This is a genomic window from Aliiglaciecola lipolytica (assembly GCF_018860635.1).
GTDB classification, from domain to species: Bacteria; Pseudomonadota; Gammaproteobacteria; order Enterobacterales; family Alteromonadaceae; genus Aliiglaciecola; species Aliiglaciecola lipolytica_A.
Map to the genome: position 1 here is coordinate 54,339 of NZ_JAHKPT010000010.1, position 16,434 is coordinate 70,772.

A 16,434-nucleotide genomic window follows, 5' to 3' on the forward strand; every position below is an offset into this window, starting at 1 on the left:
AAAAATGCTAAGTAAATATGCATCAGAGAAGCCCGTTGGGGCAATGAAAGAGTTTTGAATGGGAAAATGTTACTAATAAGTGACTGGTGATCAGACTCTTTTTTAACTTCTAAACCCCACAAAGATTCACTAAATAAGCGTCACTTTGTGAGGTAATGTAAATTTACAGTTTTAGAAAATGTTATATACGATAAACGCCATCAAATATGCGAGGGCTCCATAACCCACAACTAAACCCCAAGCGATCTTTTGACTGCCAGTTTCGGCTTTAATAGTTGCAACAGTGGCAACACATTGCAGTGCAATAACGTAAAACATTAACAGCCCCATGCCTGCGGCAAAGGTTAGCCCATCGTTTTGGATGTTGGCAGCTAAGCCAGCAATATTCTCATCTGCCCCTTCAATACCAAACAATGTTCCTAAGGTACCAACAAATACTTCACGGGCAAGAAATGACATCAAAATAGCCACGCCATATCGCCAATCGATACCAAGAGGTTCAAATAAAGGCTCAATAAAATGACCTATATGGCCTAAGTATGAATTTTCTAAACCGCCCTCATGAATAGGGAAATACCCCAAAATCCAAATCCCCACCGAAACCATGAAAATCACGGGTGCTGCGCGTCGAATAAAATACTTAGCGCTATTTAGCACGCGATACATCAGTGGTTTCCAGTGCGGCAAACGATAACTTGGTAACTCCAAGATAAAAGGCATTTCGCTTTTATCACTGTCGGCGAAATGCATTTTATCCATCACAAAACTTACGATTAATGCCGTCACTATGCCAGTCATGTAAAGACCAAAGAACACCATCCCTTGAGTATTTACCAATCCGCCAAGATATTGGACTTGCGGGATAAATACTGCGATTAATAAAGCATACACGGGCAAACGAGCTGAACAGGACATTAAAGGAATGGTCATCATCGTAATTAGACGCTTACGTGGTGACTCAATTGTTCGAGCGGCCATTATTGCAGGGATGGCACAGGCATGTCCCGATAAGTAAGGAATAAAACTTCGACCTGATAAACCAAAGAAGCTTAAGGGTTTATGACAAATCAATGCCGCACGGGCTAAATATCCACTGTCTTCTAACAACCCAATAATAAAGGTTAACACCATAATTTGTGGAACAAAAACTAAGAAAGAGCCTACCCCACCAAATATAGCGTCATTTAAGAAGTCATTAAAAATACCTTCAGGCAGCATCTCACTGACAAAACTGGCAAGGATTCCTATACCACTTTCAACCGCGTCCATAAGTGGTGTTGCCCAAGTAAAGATACTTTGGAATAACAAAAACATAATTGCCATGAAAGCAACACCGCCTAACCAATTATGTAATAGAAATTGATCTATCTGGTTCTGTTGTTTCAGCACTACGTTGGCATTCATGCCGAACTTATAAGCTAGCTGACGGCTTCGCTTGATAACGTCATCATGATTATCATTTACTATTTTCGGTATCGTGCTCTGGTGTTTTTCAACTAGTTCAGGTAACGCTTGTTGAAACTCAGACAGTCCAATCAATGTTTTCGCAGATAATGCAAAAACCGGTGAGCCTAGCTCTGTTGATAGACCTTGCACATCGATTTCATGTCCAAAACGCAATGCGTCGTCGATCATGTTGATGACAAATACAAAACCTTTGTTGTGCTTTTTTGCTAAAGCTTGAATTTGCAGTCCAAATACCAAGCTGCGCTCTAGTCTAGAGGCATCTAAGACACACACAATTAAACTAGTTTCATCGCTATCGAGAGCTTTATAAATCGCATCTACTGCCACTTGCTCGTCTTGAGAGAAACTATGTAGTGAATAAGTTCCAGGGAAATCTACAATCGTTAGATCTTTCATCTTACCTGATTTCAGCTCTACTGTGACGCCAGGAAAGTTAGCCACTTTTTGCTGCAATCCCGTTAATTGGTTGAACAGTAAGCTTTTACCGCTATTTGGTCGTCCAATTAAAACAACTTTCTGTTGAGCATTATTAATATTATCTGAAACAGTTGAAGACACTACGGGTACCTGTTTAGTGAGAATTTAGTAAAGTAGAAAATAACGAGCTAACGAATTAGACGAAATTGAGCTATATTTTAATTTTAATATTTTGCGCTATTTCTTTATCAATTGACAAGATTGCACCACCCAATTCCACAACTTTTGGACCGTTAAATGGACATTGCTTTAAACATACGATTATCTCACCGTCACAAAAGCCCATTTCTTTAAGCCTATTACTCATAGCAACCGAAAGACCACTTTGTAATCCAACGATTTCGGCGGTTTTTTTAGTAGGAAGTTCCCACACTGTATTTTGCAACATGACTTACTGACCACAAATGAGAATTATTTTCATTTATTATCTTATAAAGTACTAGTAAAAGGCAAGGTTTGAATAGCCTGCTTTGAGATTTTTTAAGCGATAAAGTGCATATCTAATTATTAACCCGAATAATCAGTACAATTTATATTCAGCCAAAACGAAAAAAGGCGAACCATCCTGGTTCGCCTTTTCCCGAAAGAACTTAAACTTAATTGTTAAAAATTAAGCCAATGCGCCTTTTGCTGCATCAACCAATGCAGTAAATGCGCCTTTATCATGCACAGCGATGTCAGCAAGGATCTTACGATCGATTTCGACAGACGCTTTCTTCAGACCGTTAATGAAACGGCTGTAAGACATGCCATTTTGACGTGCCGCAGCATTAATACGTGCAATCCATAATTGACGGAATTGACGCTTACGCTGACGACGGTCACGGTATGCATATTGACCTGCTTTTGTTACTGCCTGGACAGCAACGCGATAAACTCGACTACGAGCTCCGTAATAACCTTTGGCTTGCTTTAGTACCTTCTTATGACGGGCACGGGCAACTACACCACGTTTTACTCTTGCCATTTTTAAGTCTCCTGTGCTTTAAACGTAAGGTAACATGCGTTGAATCAACGCAGTGTCAGCTGAATGGGCTAATTTCTTGCCACGCAAGTGACGTTTACGCTTAGAGCTCTTCTTGGTCAAAATGTGACGCAAGTGAGACTGCTTACTTTTGAAACGACCTGAAGCGGTTTTTTTAAAACGCTTGGCTGCTCCACTATTGGATTTCATTTTAGGCATTGCTAAAACTCCGCATTGTTAAGACCACACTTGAGGACATGCATTGCATGACTACTCTGGGGTCGTTGTTTCAACATAGCAGCAAGGTGAACTTAAGGTGCAGATCCGATTTTACGGTCCTTAGTTACTTGTAAACCTTTACTACTTCTTAATTGGGGCGAGCACCATGATCATTTGACGACCTTCCACTCTATGAGGGAAAGATTCGCAATTAGCAATGTCTTCTAAATCCGCGCGCACGCGTTTTAGTTGTTCAATGCCGATCTCTTGGTGGGCCATTTCACGTCCGCGAAAACGAATCGTTACCTTGGCCTTATCACCTCCTTCTAGAAAGCGACGCAGGTTGCGCAGTTTTACCTGGTAGTCGCCTTCATCAGTGCCAGGGCGAAATTTAATCTCCTTGACCTGAATTTGCTTTTGTTTTTTCTTCTGCTCTTTTTGAGCTTTACTCTTCTCGAAAAGGAACTTTCCGTAATCCATTACCTTACATACAGGCGGCTCAGCGTTCGGACTTATCTCTACTAGATCCAAACTAGCTTGGTCGGCGAGAGTTTGAGCTTCTCCTAGAGATACTATCCCTAGCTGTTCACCTTCTTTACCAATTAAGCGAACTTCTGTCGCTGTGATTTCTTCATTGATGTTGGCTTTATCGCCTTGAGCCTTATTATTAGCGCCTTTAATATGTCGTTCCTCCACGAAATTAATCTAATTGCTTAGATGTGACCTGTTGATTAATCAACTCCATAAACCCTTCTATTGAGAATTTACCGAGGTCATCACCCTTGCGAGAGCGCACCGCTACTTCGTTTGCTTCCATTTCTTTGTCGCCTACGACTAATAAAAATGGAACACGTCTAAGAGTGTGCTCGCGGATTTTAAAGCCTATCTTCTCATTTCTCAAGTCCGACTTCGATCTAATTCCATTTTGTTGTAATTTTTTCGCTACATTTGCAGCATATTCACCCTGTTTATCGGTGATATTCATCACCACAACCTGAGTTGGAGCTAACCAAGTCGGATACAAGCCAGCATACTCTTCAGTCAAAATACCGATAAAACGTTCAAGTGAACCTAATGTTGCACGGTGAATCATGACAGGCACTTTACGTTCCCCATCTTCGGCAACATAAGTAGCACCTAAACGACCAGGCATTGAGAAATCAAGTTGCACGGTACCACATTGCCAAGCACGGTCTAAGCAATCATGTAAGGTAAATTCAATTTTGGGGCCGTAAAAAGCACCTTCACCTGGTAAATACTGAAAATCGATATTCTTTGAGGTCAATGCATCGGCAAGCTTTTGTTCGGCTTTATCCCAAACTTCGTCTGAGCCCACGCGTTTTTCAGGACGTGTGGATAATTTCACTACAATTTTATCAAAGCCAAAGACTTTGTAAACTTCGTAAATCATATCAATACAACTTGCCACTTCGGCCTGTATCTGATCTTCGGTGCAGAAAATATGTGCGTCATCTTGGGTGAATCCACGTACGCGCATCAGGCCGTGTAAAGCACCAGATGGTTCGTTACGGTGACAACAACCAAATTCAGCCATACGCAAAGGTAGGTCACGGTATGATTTCAAACCTTGATTAAATATTTGTACGTGTCCCGGGCAGTTCATCGGCTTGATAGCATATTCACGCTTCTCAGACTCTGTGGTAAACATATGCTCAGAGTATTTTTCCCAATGACCAGATTTTTCCCACAAAACGCGGTCCATCATCAGTGGGCCTTTTACTTCACCAAAACCATATTCACGTTGTTTTATGCGAATATATTTTTCTAGCTCAGTGTAAATACTCCAACCATCGTTGTGCCAGAACACCATTCCAGGTGCTTCTTCTTGCCAATGGAACAAATCTAATGCTTTACCAATTTTACGGTGATCACGCTTTTCAGCTTCTTCTAAACGATTGAGGTAAGCTTTCAGTTGTTTTTTATCAGCCCAAGCTGTGCCATAAATGCGCTGCAACATTTTATTGTCACTGTTACCACGCCAATAAGCTCCAGCCACTTTCATTAACTTGAAATGTTGACAAAAACGCATGTTAGGTACATGAGGACCGCGACACATATCGACATATTCTTCGTGATGGTATAGTCCTGGACTGTCATCTTTGCTGATGTTTTCATCCAAGATTTCTATTTTATAAGTCTCACCACGAGCTTCAAAGGTATCTCTTGCTTGCTGCCAACTTACTTTCTTCTTAACCACGTCATAACTGGTTTTCGCCAGCTCTAACATACGCTTTTCCAGCTTGACTAGATCGTCATCATTTAATGAATGTTCCATGTCGATATCGTAATAAAAACCGTTATCGATTGTTGGACCTATGGCCATTTTGACGTCAGGATAGAGCTGTTTGATGGCGTGACCAATCAAATGTGCACAAGAGTGACGGATGATTTCTAATCCCTCTTCGTCTCTGGCAGTAATAATCTGTAGACTGGCATCTTCAGTGATCATGTCGACGGCGTCCACCAGCTCGCCATTTATTTTTCCAGCAATAGTAGCTTTCGCTAGCCCTGGTCCAATATCATTGGCTACATCTAATACAGAAACGGAATTTTCGAACTGGCGTTGACTGCCATCAGGAAGAGTAATTGTTAGCATTGAATAATCCTTTACACAGTGGTGACACCTACCAAGCGCCACGTGTGAATTATAAAGTTATTTTTCGGTTCTCAGTGTATAAACAATAAAAAACACCCAGCGGAGGGTGTTTAAACAACTTAAACCGAAAAATGAATAAGTTAATAAAAAATCAACCCTGCTACGATCAGGGAGAAGGAACACATGATACCTAAAATGTTACTGCCGATGCAATCAGTACGGACATATAATGCATGTATAAAATACGCATTACTGTGTTTATCATTGTTGCTGCATGTTCAAACCTTTGCCAAGCCATCAAGGGAAAATTGGTTGTTAGCAAAACAAACAGAGCATATCAAGATTCACACTGTTGAAGATGTCAGCGGTTACGTTTGGCTCAAAGCAACGATTACAGTCAAGGGCGTGCCCGAAGATTTTTTAACACTTCTGGATAATACCGCAATCGCCGCTAGCTGGATTGATAATTGCGAAAAAGTCGAACTTCTTGCCTCCCCCTCGCCTGTAGAGAAAATCGTCAAAACGACTTTCAACGCACCTTGGCCAGCCAAAGACCGTGAAATGATAACCAAGTCATTTACCGAAATTGATTCAGCAACTCACACAATAAGGATTCAAGTACAAGACTACTCTGAATATTATCCGCCCAACAACACACTTGTTCGGATACAAAATGTGCGCGGTAATTGGCGAATAACCGCAACATCAAAAAATACTATGCAAATTGAATACATCGGATATGGTGAACCCTCTGGAAATCTCCCTATCTGGCTAGCAAATAAGTTAGTTGTATCTTCGATGTTTAAAACTTTTCATAATCTGGGGGAAATATTCGGTGCGCCTACAAGGTTTTAACATTACAAAAAGTTATAACGTGTACTTTTTAATAATGAAAAATACCTTCAATTATTTGCAAGTGATCCATACTCAGGTTTTATAGCTAAATTAAGTCAAACTTATGTGGCATTTTGTTAGCGATCAAATTAGTCAAATATTAAATCAAGAATTTATTTGTGACGATATCCGAGAGATCACTGAAGGAGACTCTCATAGCGCTTACCGCATTACAGATGGACACAAACGTTTTTTTGTTAAGCTCAATGATGAGGACAAAATATCGAATTTCAGTGCCGAAGCTGAAGGGCTAGAGCACCTTGCACAAGCCAATATTATTAAGGTGCCGAAAGTCATCTGTTTTGGTGTTTGTGAAAATAAAAGTTATCTGGTTTTAGAGTATCTTCGGTTAGTCGCAGGCAATGAAAAAAACTGGTTCGATTTAGGTTCAAAATTAGCCACCATGCATCAAACTCAAACACAAAAAATGTATGGTTGGCAGGAAGATAACTTTATAGGTTTAACTCCTCAACCGAATCGTTGGTCGAAAAAGTGGGCGCAATTTTTTGCCGAACAACGTATCGGTTATATGCTTCAACTTTTAGCAGAAAACGGTCATCACATTGCAGCCATCGATGATGTGGTTGAATCTGTCGAAAAATTGTTACACGGACATAATCCTCCAGCCTCTATGCTGCACGGCGACCTGTGGATTGGTAACACAGGCTTCCAGCATGATTCACCGGTGGTATTTGACCCAGCGTTCTATTTTGGCGATAGGGAGACAGATATTGCGATGACAGAATTATTTAATAAATTTCCAGTTACCTTTTATCAAGGCTATAACTCGATTTGGCCGCTTACGGAGCATTATGCTTACAGAAAGCAGGTTTACCAGTTGTATCATATTCTCAACCATGCATTGTTGTTTGGGGGAAATTATTTGCAAACCGCAAAATCACTGCTTAGGAATATGCAAGGATGAAGGACTTGCTTAAACTCAGAACTAAAACCGGACTTGTGTCAAAAATCTATCCCAGCTAGTCTTTGTTATCTTCATAAACGATTAAACTAGGTATCATGGAAAACAAAGTAGTATTTATCACTGGCAGTGCCAAACGTCTTGGGGCTTACACGGCTAAATTTCTGCATAATTTAGGCTATCGAATTGTGCTGCACTGCCATCATTCTGTGGAACAAGTTGAAGCATTGTCTAAGCAATTGAATGGCAAACGAGCAGATTCAGTAAAATGGGTACAAGGTAATTTGTGTGAACTGGAAGCGTTAAACAAAATTGCCCAGTCAGCTGTCGACGCTTTTGGTCGCATTGATGTGTTGATTAACAACGCATCCGCCTTCTACCCTACTCCCCTAGGAGACTTTGTAGCACAAGATTGGCAAGCTCTAATGGGCAGTAACGCTCAAGCCCCGCTATTCCTAATTCAAAAATTACAAAAACAACTTGCACAAAATCAAGGTGTTGTGATCAATATGGTGGATATTCATGCACAACGTCCATTGTCAGGCCATACTATATACTGCATGGCGAAAGCGGCTTTGGTGACGCTAACCCAATCACTTGCACAAGAATTAGCACCTGATGTTCGTATTAACGGTGTAGCCCCTGGGGCAATTTTGTGGCCGGACACGGCCCTCCCAGAAAACGAAAAAAATGCGATACTGTCTCAGATCCCATTAGGCCGTTTAGGTTGTGAAAAAGACATTTCTGAAGCAATCGCATTTCTAATTTCGGCTCCTTATATTACAGGCCAGATATTGGCAGTTGACGGAGGTCGAAGTATCGCGAACCCTAGTGTCGCATAGGAGAATGAATGACTACTGAAGTGTTTGAAACTGAACAAACTATTGCTTGTCCAGAGTGCGGTCATCACTTGCATATAAGTGTAGATTACAGCAATGGTGATCAGGACTTCTTTGAAGAGTGCCCCAACTGCTGTCACGAGTTTCACGTTAAGCTCCATATTGATGAGCTTAATCGCAAACTTCAAATCAATATCAATTCAGATGATGAGCAGTTGTATTGACCTCAATTATTAAATTAGGTTGAGGTTTTAAATTTTAAAGGCCCATCAAATTTGCTGGGCTTAAATATACAAACAAACAGCAAAAGGTGGTTTATTTGTCATCAATACCCTTGCTGCCGCTATTTTGTAGCCTCATTTTGGTAAATGCATGCGGCCAGTCATCGATTCAATCGAGTTTTACTGAATATCAAAACCAAGTTGGCGAAGAGCTGAACATTTCAATTCTATTAAACACTGAAAACCCTAGTCTTCATTATCCATCATCGCAACAGATGAAATTAGATATTCCTGAGACGACAATGAATTTACGAGACTTTTATGCTTTGAAGCATTGTCCTGTATCCACCTTAATTGCACAACGAAACACAGCACTAGGTAAGGTTCAATTGCCATCCCAACGCTTCGCTTACGAAGTTAAATTAATTCAAGGGCTTAATGAATGTCTTCAGCAAACTGATGACGAACAACAACAGCAGCAGTTAACCCAGTGGCTTGAGGACAAATATCAAACACTACCAAAAGTGTGGGCGCAAATGGTCCTTAGCAGTGCTGAAATCAGGCGCTCGTTGAGTACCAATTCAACGCTATTTACACAAATAAGTAACGAGCAACTGCGATCATATCAAGCTTCGCTAAGTTTAATAGTTAACTTATACTCCCCTACGATGACAGACATTGATGGATTAGAAGCAGCATTAAATACGCTACGACAACAACCACTGCCTGCACAAATTTGGTATACACAAAATCAACTGAGCTTTTGGCTTAACAATCTGGCTGATAGATTACAAAGTGAGTTTGCTAAGATATCTTGTCAATCCGCTTCCTCTGCTGAACAGATAGCAAATCTGAAGCTAATCTACGAGCAAAACTTCATCGCAGATATCCTCCCCGTTATAGGTCGTTTAGCGGAGGTTCACCACATGTTAGAACCTAACTTCAAGACTTTACGTAATAACCCAGTATTATTGGAGCCTTTCAAAAAATTTTTAATACAAAGAAAATTAGAATCAGAAAATTATCTCAATGCACGGCATAAACACGAGAAAGTCTGGCAAAATTTATTTATCAAATGCAATAGTACCAATCAAAAAGTCTAGCCCAACACAAACAACTGTATATAATCACAGTTATGATAACTCATAATATTCGATACTCAAAACGCACTTGCTTTATTTATAAACAGAATCAGTTGCTTGGTAAAATTCAATTTCAGCGAGATGCAAAAATCGGGATTTGGAGAGTGACTTATTTATCGGCAGATTTACCAGTGAATAGTGATGATCGACCATCTGATATTCATGCCAAACTGTGTAGCTTAGAACTGTCTTGGCGGTGGGGTAAAATTTATCACTGCTACAACCAATTACGATTTTAAGAATTTACCCCAATCAACTACTGGCAGATCATCGTTTTAGACTGAATTTCGATCTCATTTTTCATAATAAGCCTGTGTAAATTATTCCATAGAATAAGAATATTTGGCTAAAAGCAACTCTCCCAACCTAAATAAAATTGAGTAAATGACATTAAATTCAAAGACTTACAAATTGGCATTAAACTCGCTTAGTTCAGTATAACGTAGTGCTTTAAATCCCATTTATAGACTTGTTATCAAAACACAGTGAGGCAACATTATGACTTTACAATCAAAAATTAAAATTATTCTTACCTTGACGTTAATGCTAGTGATGCTAACAGGTTGTGCAACTGTTGAAGGTGCAGGCAAAGATATAGAAAGTGCGGGTGATGCCATACAAGAGGCCGCCAATTAAAATTACCGATACAAACGGCTCAACATTTTATCAATGTTGAGCCGTTTTTAAATCTAACCTTGCAACATCACTAATGCAGTAGTGCTTTAACTTCAATGCTTAAAAATAAGTTTCATCAATTTTGTTATACACATTAATCAAGCCTAATTGCATTTCATCAATAAATTCATGTAATTTATCCTGAATTAACAATTGCGGATTAGCTTCCAATAATTGCTTTTCAACCTTGGATATCATCTCCACACATTGCTCGTAATTAGGTAATTCTCGCAAACAATATTCGACTTGATTTAAGGTATGAATCAAGGCTCTGGGGAAACGATTTTCCAACATCAGGAATTTCAGCACATCAGGTCGTCGAATTTTGAGTCGAACCTCTCGACGATACATTTGATAAGCAGTAAGCGACTTTAATACACTCATCCACTGTAAATTCTCCAGTGCTGATTGCTCAGTTTGCATATCCTGAACTAAAGACGCAGAACGAACATCAATAATCCGAGTGGTCATATCTGCTCGCTCCAAATTACGTCCAATACGTAAAAATTGATATGCCTCATCTCGTGTCATCGTACTAACAAGAATCCCCGTGATCTTTTGATTGGATTCAATTATTTCCGTTAAATACTCATATCGAGAGCGTCGAGCTATGGCTTTTTGACGATTAGCATAGGCGAACAAGTAAAGTTCGTTAATCTGCTCCCAAGCCTCTCTAGGAATAATTTCACGAATCGTCCTTGCATTCTCTCTGGCGGCACTTAACGAGTTTACAATTGAGCCTAAATTTTTGCTATCACCTACCATAAAGTTCAAAACGTTTCGTTCGTTCGCTTCTTGGTACTTTGCGTAAAACTCTTCTCGGTTCGAGACAATATCAACAAGCGGTTCCCAGCCTAAAACAATGCTTTTGGGAAGATCTAAAAGTAGGTTAAAATTAACATTAATTAATCGTGCGGTGTTTTCTGCTCGCTCCAGATAACGCCCCATCCAGCATAAATTACTCGCGACACGTGACAACATATTAATTGCCCTCCATATCAACAATCCATGTATCTTTACTACCACCACCTTGTGATGAGTTCACCACAGTAGAGCCTTTAATCATGGCGACTCTGGTCAAGCCCCCCATGGTTACTTTGATATCTTGCCCACTTAATATAAAGGGTCTTAAATCTAAATGACGTCCTTCTGCTTTGTTATCTATCAAAGTAGGCGCAGTGGATAACAACAGCATTGGCTGAGCTACATAATTACGCGGATCTTTTTTGATTAATTGTCGGAATTTTTGATGTTCTCGTTTAGATGCATGTGGACCAATCAACATGCCATATCCACCAGATTCATTGGCCGGTTTTACAACCATTTTTTCAATATTTTCTAACACATATTCACGTTCTTCTGGATTAACGCAGCGATAGGTTGGCACATTCGGTAGAAGAGCGTCTTCATTAAGATAATATTTAATAATTTCAGGTACATAACTGTAGACAACTTTATCATCAGCGACCCCTGAACCCGGTGCGTTGGCCAAACCAACATTGCCTTTTTTCCAAGCTCGCATGATCCCAGGAATACCTAACGTTGAGTCAGGATGGAATACTTCTGGGTCAATATACCAGTCGTCAATTCGGCGATATATTACGTCCACACGATTTAATCCATTGATGGTTCGCATATAGACGCAATCATCTTCTTTCACAACTAAATCATCACCTGTTACCAATTCAGCACCCATTTGTTGCGCCAAATAAGCATGTTCAAAATAGGCTGAATTATATATACCGGGAGTTAACACCACTATTTCTGGCTCTTTCACATCTCGTGGTGACAGACTGGCCAACATGTCATATAAATCTGAAGGGTAATTATCAATGGGAAGAATATTGTATTTTTCGAACATTTCTGGAAAAACGCGCTTCATAACTTGTCGATTTTCCAACATATAGGAAACACCAGAGGGAACACGAAGGTTGTCTTCTAACACATATACGGTTCCGTTGTGATCTCGCACCAGGTCTGAGCCACAAATATGCGCCCAAATGCCCTGCGGTGGCTTCACACCAATACAATCTTTCAAAAAGTTTTTAGATTTTTTTAATAAGTTCGCCGGAAAAACACCGTCTTTGATAATGTTTTGATCATTGTATAAGTCATCAATAAACATATTTAGTGCTTTTACACGCTGTTTAAGGCCTAGTTCAATTTGCTGCCATTCTTTGAGTTCAATTAGGCGAGGTATAATGTCGAAAGGCCATGCGCGGTCTATGGAACCCTCTTCATCGTTATAGATTCTAAACGTTATGCCCATAACTTGAATGGCAGAATCGGATGCGGCTTTATATTCTTTTAGTTCGTTATCAGACAACCCCTTGAGGTAGTCACACAAATCTTTCGCATACTCTCTCGGTTTAGATCGCCCCTGAATCAGCTCGTCATAAAATTGACCTATTGCATAGTTTCCCCATCTAATCGCCATAGATCCTCCAGACTTACTTATTATTGTTGTTTAATCTTAGTTTACTCACATAGTTAAGCTTTTGTCAGGTGTAAATTTAAAATTTTATTGTTTTTAAATTCGCCACAGTTCAAAATAACTGCGCTGCATTATATGAGCAAGTTTTTTCTCAATAACAAGATGTTTTAACGTTAAATAAATCAAAGAGAAGCCAATTGACTTACTGTTTAGCTATTGCCCTGAATAAAGGTTTAGTATTCGCCTCGGACTCCCGTACCAATGCTGGCGTCGATTATGTTGCCACTTACAGTAAGATGTCCAGTTTCGTATTTCCTGATAATCGAACAATCGTACTATTAACCTCTGGTAGCTTAGCCACATCTCAAGCGGTAATAAATGCCATAAAACGTGACTTATCAGATCCCAACGCTGATTTTGATATCAGTCAAGGAAACTACCTCCATGAAGTAGCTCAGTACATTGGAGATTTAAGTCAACAAGAACAAAAACGACATGCTGATGCCATGGAAAAGTCAAAAACCAGTAATGAATCAAGCTTTTTACTCGGTGGTCAAATCAAAGGTAAAAAGAGTGAAATATTTTTGATATATCCGCAAGGCAATTATATTTCGGCATCTGACGAAACCCCCTTTTTACAAATTGGCGAGAATAAATATGGGAAGCCAATATTAGATCGTATTATTACGCCCTCAACATCATTAGAAGATGCCGCTAGATGCGCTATCGTTTCACTAGATTCAACGATTCGCAGTAACATATCCGTTGGACCACCAATTGAATTAGCGATTCATCGAACAGACCAGATAGAAGAGCCTTATCACAACGTATTGACGACAAATAGTAACATGTACAGATCAGTACAAAAGCAGTGGAATGAAGGTTTAAAAAGAGCGTTCGAAAATCTTCCTCGCTTCGACTGGGAAAAATAACCATCAAAAGGCTCAATTAATCTTTCAAGCGAAGGTTAACTGCGTTTAACTAGGCTTTTAACCAACTAAGAGACAGACCACGATTGATTACGCAGCACCCTTGCTCAAACTGGTCATCTCAGAATCTAATACGACTTCATGGATGAAGCGTAATTTATCCAATGCCGAAATGGAAATCACAAAAGGATAAGCATCATCAAGACCCATGCTTCTATTCAAGGCGTTTAATACCTTGGTCAATTGGCACCAATCGTTGAAAAGATGGGTGAATGAGGTAGAAGTATAAATTTGATCAATCACGCTATCCATGTTTGGAATTGGACTGGCAATTTTATTGCCAGAAATTGAGAAGTCATAATCGTTAGCGGTTTCTAACGTATCTAGCATATGTAAATAGTGCGCCCATGTTTCAGCCCAATCTTCCCAAGGATGCATACTTGCATAAGCACTTATCCAAACATTTTGCCAGTTTTCGTTAGGCCCCTTTGCATAATAGGTTTCCATCGACTTCACGTAATCTAGACGTTCATCACCAAATAATCTTCGAAATTCATCTATTTTATCGCTGTCAGATATTAACCTATCCCAATAATAATGGCCTGATTCATGTCGGAAGTGACCAAGCAAAGTGCGATAGCGTTCATTCATTTTTTCACGCATATCAACGCGCGCACTATCATCGGCTTCATTAAGATTAATCGTAATCAACCCATTGGCGTGGCCTGTAGTAACAAAACTCTTTACGGTTAGTTCATTGCCAAATGAATCTTGAGTTTTATCACGCAAAAACGCAAACCCCAATCCATTTATAGGGTCTTTTGTACGATCAACGAGGGGTAAATTAAGTTTCAGCAAGGTATATAGCAAACGCCTTTTTGCTAGCTCCATTTTTGCCCATAGCACTCTATTTTCTACATCATCCAGATCTGGAATCACTTCATTAAGTCGGCATGAAACACAATAATCATGCGAATCTTCAAGGGGAACCATCCAGTTGCAAACATTGTGCTCTGAATAATTTTTACACTTTTTAAATAACAAACCATTACTGGAAGCCTGCAAATTACCATACTGGTTAGTTGTAAAAGCGCTAAGTCTGTTGTCTTGTGGAATAAAACCTAGCATTAACCCGCACGATACGCACTGAACGTTCGCGAAATGCAAAGTATTACCACATTGGCATGTAAATGTTTTCAAAAAAGTGTCCTAGATATAACTTCAACCTAAACTGAATATTCAATTTTAGTACAATATCGATAGCCGAGTATTAGAACCCGCATGAATCAGAATAGCAATCCCACAGAGCATAATGCAGCAGTCACTATCAATGGCAAAAGGATATCCTTTAGAGTTGAAAATCTAGATAAAATTTAAACAAAGCAAAGTGTTATGTAGAATAGAAGAATTGCGTTTTAGTGAATAAAAGTGCCTGCAAAATTCATTGAAAGCACATTATTTATCTTCAACACGTTGAAACCTAAAAGGTTATTAAATTAATGTAATTGAGAAGCTGACATACTTGAAAAATAACTATGATTCTCGACTAAGTTCGAGTTGGCCTCTAATAATGCCGTTTCACAATGTTTGAAAAAGGCCACTTTTGCCCCGTAACCTTCTGCACAAGCAATTGCTCGATTGAGCTTTTGTCGAATTTTACGTAAAAATACACAAGCCTTATCGGTTTCCCCTAAAGCGGAATATGAAGAAGCTAACATAATGGCAATAGCGGTCATTTTTGTAGTCAATTGTGGAGACTCTAATCGGCTATCAAAAATAATTTCCGTTGTTTCTAGGGCTGTGCCTAAAAATGGAATCACGTTCTGATATTGTCCTCGGTGAAATAGACTCTCCGCGTAATCGGTTAATTCATTCACCTTTTGAAACGCTTCTTTAGGATGATCTTCCACCCATATTTGGTGACTCGGACAAACAAATTGGAAATTTGACATACTAAAACCCCTCTGGATTTTGCTTATTTTCGTGATGGATTAAAAGAAAAGATTTGAGAACCACTGGCTTTCGAAATGCTTGGGTCAGTGTTGTGCGTATACTCAATAAAATAATGATAAAGCGTAGAAATATCCGCCATTTTTCGCTGATATTGCTGCTTTTCTAATATCTCGAATAACAAAGGTTTGAGACGTTGGATCATACGAAAACAATATTTACGCCATGCTATGCTTAGCAAACTGTCACAAACCACATTTAATAAAGTATCAACAATGCGTAAATGCGCAGCTTTAGTCTCCTTGCTATCAGACATTGTTTTCGCCCTTTCCAATCCTGCATGAACATATCGATTTATAATTTCAAACTCTGCGTCTTCAGAAGGTTTTGTCACTGCCATTTCTAAACACGAAAAAGTAAAACAATACATATCCACAAACCTTATTGATAATCATTATCATTTAGGTTAAGTGATAAGACATATAAGGTCAACGCTAAAACGTAAATTAATTAGTGTAATTTTATTCACAGATTCTAATACACTGAAAATATGTGATTTTTTATTTCGATGAGAATTTTAATATTGCAGTTTTAAATTGTGAGCAACTTATACACCGAGTCAAAAAAGTGATAGCGCTGAGCACGAATACGCAAATTGGAGCCATATAAAAGGATCAATATAAA

Annotated in this window: 18 protein-coding genes; 7 read left to right on the forward strand and 11 right to left on the reverse strand. The window is 39.3% G+C overall.

Annotation, left to right across the window (positions count from 1 at the left end; translation table 11 throughout):
- Positions 1 to 171: 171 nt before the first annotated feature.
- The 6 genes from feoB to thrS all read right to left on the reverse strand — a co-directional run bounded on the left by feoB (position 172) and on the right by thrS (position 5,744).
- Positions 172 to 2,025, reverse strand: a complete 1,854-nt coding sequence (gene feoB, locus KO530_RS04910) for a ferrous iron transporter B (RefSeq protein WP_216047296.1) — start codon at positions 2,023 to 2,025, stop codon at positions 172 to 174.
- 70 nt (positions 2,026 to 2,095) lie between these two features.
- Positions 2,096 to 2,332 (reverse strand): FeoA family protein, encoded by a 237-nt coding sequence (locus KO530_RS04915; protein WP_216047297.1) that lies wholly within the window; start codon positions 2,330 to 2,332, stop codon positions 2,096 to 2,098.
- A 222-nt stretch (positions 2,333 to 2,554) separates the two neighbouring features.
- Complete coding sequence (gene rplT, locus KO530_RS04920) at positions 2,555 to 2,911, reverse strand: 50S ribosomal protein L20 (RefSeq protein ID WP_216047298.1); 357 nt, start codon at positions 2,909 to 2,911, stop codon at positions 2,555 to 2,557.
- 18 nt (positions 2,912 to 2,929) lie between these two features.
- On the reverse strand, positions 2,930 to 3,127 hold the full coding sequence (gene rpmI, locus KO530_RS04925; RefSeq protein WP_216047299.1) for a 50S ribosomal protein L35: 198 nt from the start codon (positions 3,125 to 3,127) through the stop codon (positions 2,930 to 2,932).
- Positions 3,128 to 3,268: 141 nt separating this feature from the next.
- The gene (gene infC / locus KO530_RS04930) at positions 3,269 to 3,823 is read right to left on the reverse strand and encodes a translation initiation factor IF-3 (RefSeq protein WP_216047300.1); all 555 of its coding nucleotides are present in this window, start codon (positions 3,821 to 3,823) and stop codon (positions 3,269 to 3,271) included.
- Between the two features lie 4 nt (positions 3,824 to 3,827).
- Positions 3,828 to 5,744, reverse strand: coding sequence for a threonine--tRNA ligase (gene thrS, locus KO530_RS04935; RefSeq protein ID WP_216047301.1), 1,917 nt, complete (start codon positions 5,742 to 5,744; stop codon positions 3,828 to 3,830).
- A gap of 183 nt (positions 5,745 to 5,927) precedes the next feature.
- On the opposite strand from thrS, the gene KO530_RS04940 reads away from it, so the two are divergent.
- The 6 genes from KO530_RS04940 to KO530_RS04965 all read left to right on the forward strand — a co-directional run bounded on the left by KO530_RS04940 (position 5,928) and on the right by KO530_RS04965 (position 10,398).
- Positions 5,928 to 6,599, forward strand: a complete 672-nt coding sequence (locus KO530_RS04940; RefSeq protein WP_216047302.1) for an START domain-containing protein — start codon at positions 5,928 to 5,930, stop codon at positions 6,597 to 6,599.
- A gap of 103 nt (positions 6,600 to 6,702) precedes the next feature.
- Positions 6,703 to 7,563 (forward strand): fructosamine kinase family protein, encoded by an 861-nt coding sequence (locus KO530_RS04945; protein WP_216047303.1) that lies wholly within the window; start codon positions 6,703 to 6,705, stop codon positions 7,561 to 7,563.
- Positions 7,564 to 7,658: 95 nt separating this feature from the next.
- A complete protein-coding gene (locus KO530_RS04950; protein ID WP_216047304.1) occupies positions 7,659 to 8,402 on the forward strand; it encodes a pteridine reductase in 744 nt (247 codons plus the stop codon).
- An 8-nt stretch (positions 8,403 to 8,410) separates the two neighbouring features.
- Positions 8,411 to 8,623: a CPXCG motif-containing cysteine-rich protein gene (locus tag KO530_RS04955; protein WP_216047305.1), complete on the forward strand. Its 213-nt coding sequence runs from the start codon at positions 8,411 to 8,413 to the stop codon at positions 8,621 to 8,623.
- 95 nt (positions 8,624 to 8,718) lie between these two features.
- Complete coding sequence (locus tag KO530_RS04960; protein ID WP_216047306.1) at positions 8,719 to 9,723, forward strand: DUF3080 family protein; 1,005 nt, start codon at positions 8,719 to 8,721, stop codon at positions 9,721 to 9,723.
- Between the two features lie 537 nt (positions 9,724 to 10,260).
- Positions 10,261 to 10,398 carry an entericidin A/B family lipoprotein gene (locus KO530_RS04965; RefSeq protein WP_216047307.1) on the forward strand — a complete coding sequence of 46 codons (138 nt, stop codon included), beginning with the start codon at positions 10,261 to 10,263 and terminating at the stop codon, positions 10,396 to 10,398.
- Between the two features lie 99 nt (positions 10,399 to 10,497).
- Here KO530_RS04965 and KO530_RS04970 read toward each other — a convergent pair whose 3' ends face one another.
- Both KO530_RS04970 and KO530_RS04975 read right to left on the reverse strand, forming a co-directional pair.
- Positions 10,498 to 11,418, reverse strand: a complete 921-nt coding sequence (locus KO530_RS04970; protein WP_216047308.1) for an alpha-E domain-containing protein — start codon at positions 11,416 to 11,418, stop codon at positions 10,498 to 10,500.
- Between the two features lies 1 nt (position 11,419).
- Positions 11,420 to 12,874, reverse strand: a complete 1,455-nt coding sequence (locus KO530_RS04975) for a circularly permuted type 2 ATP-grasp protein (RefSeq protein WP_216047309.1) — start codon at positions 12,872 to 12,874, stop codon at positions 11,420 to 11,422.
- 194 nt (positions 12,875 to 13,068) lie between these two features.
- Here KO530_RS04975 and KO530_RS04980 point away from each other — a divergent pair, with 194 nt between their 5' ends.
- The gene (locus KO530_RS04980; RefSeq protein ID WP_216047310.1) at positions 13,069 to 13,803 is read left to right on the forward strand and encodes a peptidase; all 735 of its coding nucleotides are present in this window, start codon (positions 13,069 to 13,071) and stop codon (positions 13,801 to 13,803) included.
- A gap of 87 nt (positions 13,804 to 13,890) precedes the next feature.
- Here KO530_RS04980 and KO530_RS04985 read toward each other — a convergent pair whose 3' ends face one another.
- From KO530_RS04985 to KO530_RS04995, 3 genes are all read right to left on the reverse strand, one after another.
- The gene (locus KO530_RS04985; RefSeq protein ID WP_216047311.1) at positions 13,891 to 15,000 is read right to left on the reverse strand and encodes a zinc-binding metallopeptidase family protein; all 1,110 of its coding nucleotides are present in this window, start codon (positions 14,998 to 15,000) and stop codon (positions 13,891 to 13,893) included.
- A 296-nt stretch (positions 15,001 to 15,296) separates the two neighbouring features.
- Positions 15,297 to 15,752, reverse strand: coding sequence for a hypothetical protein (locus KO530_RS04990; protein ID WP_216047312.1), 456 nt, complete (start codon positions 15,750 to 15,752; stop codon positions 15,297 to 15,299).
- 23 nt (positions 15,753 to 15,775) lie between these two features.
- Positions 15,776 to 16,180: a hypothetical protein gene (locus tag KO530_RS04995; RefSeq protein WP_216047313.1), complete on the reverse strand. Its 405-nt coding sequence runs from the start codon at positions 16,178 to 16,180 to the stop codon at positions 15,776 to 15,778.
- Positions 16,181 to 16,434: the final 254 nt, after the last annotated feature.

Excerpts from the sequence above, each read along its gene's own strand:
- KO530_RS04915 (WP_216047297.1), bottom strand. The coding sequence starts at position 2,332 with ATGTTGCAAAATACAGTGTGGGAACTTCCTACTAAAAAAACCGCCGAA.
- rplT (WP_216047298.1), bottom strand. The coding sequence starts at position 2,911 with ATGGCAAGAGTAAAACGTGGTGTAGTTGCCCGTGCCCGTCATAAGAAG.
- rpmI (WP_216047299.1), bottom strand. The coding sequence starts at position 3,127 with ATGCCTAAAATGAAATCCAATAGTGGAGCAGCCAAGCGTTTTAAAAAA.
- thrS (WP_216047301.1), bottom strand. The coding sequence starts at position 5,744 with ATGCTAACAATTACTCTTCCTGATGGCAGTCAACGCCAGTTCGAAAAT.
- KO530_RS04940 (WP_216047302.1), top strand. The coding sequence starts at position 5,928 with ATGATACCTAAAATGTTACTGCCGATGCAATCAGTACGGACATATAAT.
- KO530_RS04945 (WP_216047303.1), top strand. The coding sequence starts at position 6,703 with ATGTGGCATTTTGTTAGCGATCAAATTAGTCAAATATTAAATCAAGAA.
- KO530_RS04950 (WP_216047304.1), top strand. The coding sequence starts at position 7,659 with ATGGAAAACAAAGTAGTATTTATCACTGGCAGTGCCAAACGTCTTGGG.
- KO530_RS04955 (WP_216047305.1), top strand. The coding sequence starts at position 8,411 with ATGACTACTGAAGTGTTTGAAACTGAACAAACTATTGCTTGTCCAGAG.
- KO530_RS04965 (WP_216047307.1), top strand. The coding sequence starts at position 10,261 with ATGACTTTACAATCAAAAATTAAAATTATTCTTACCTTGACGTTAATG.
- KO530_RS04970 (WP_216047308.1), bottom strand. The coding sequence starts at position 11,418 with ATGTTGTCACGTGTCGCGAGTAATTTATGCTGGATGGGGCGTTATCTG.
- KO530_RS04975 (WP_216047309.1), bottom strand. The coding sequence starts at position 12,874 with ATGGCGATTAGATGGGGAAACTATGCAATAGGTCAATTTTATGACGAG.
- KO530_RS04990 (WP_216047312.1), bottom strand. The coding sequence starts at position 15,752 with ATGTCAAATTTCCAATTTGTTTGTCCGAGTCACCAAATATGGGTGGAA.
- KO530_RS04995 (WP_216047313.1), bottom strand. The coding sequence starts at position 16,180 with ATGTATTGTTTTACTTTTTCGTGTTTAGAAATGGCAGTGACAAAACCT.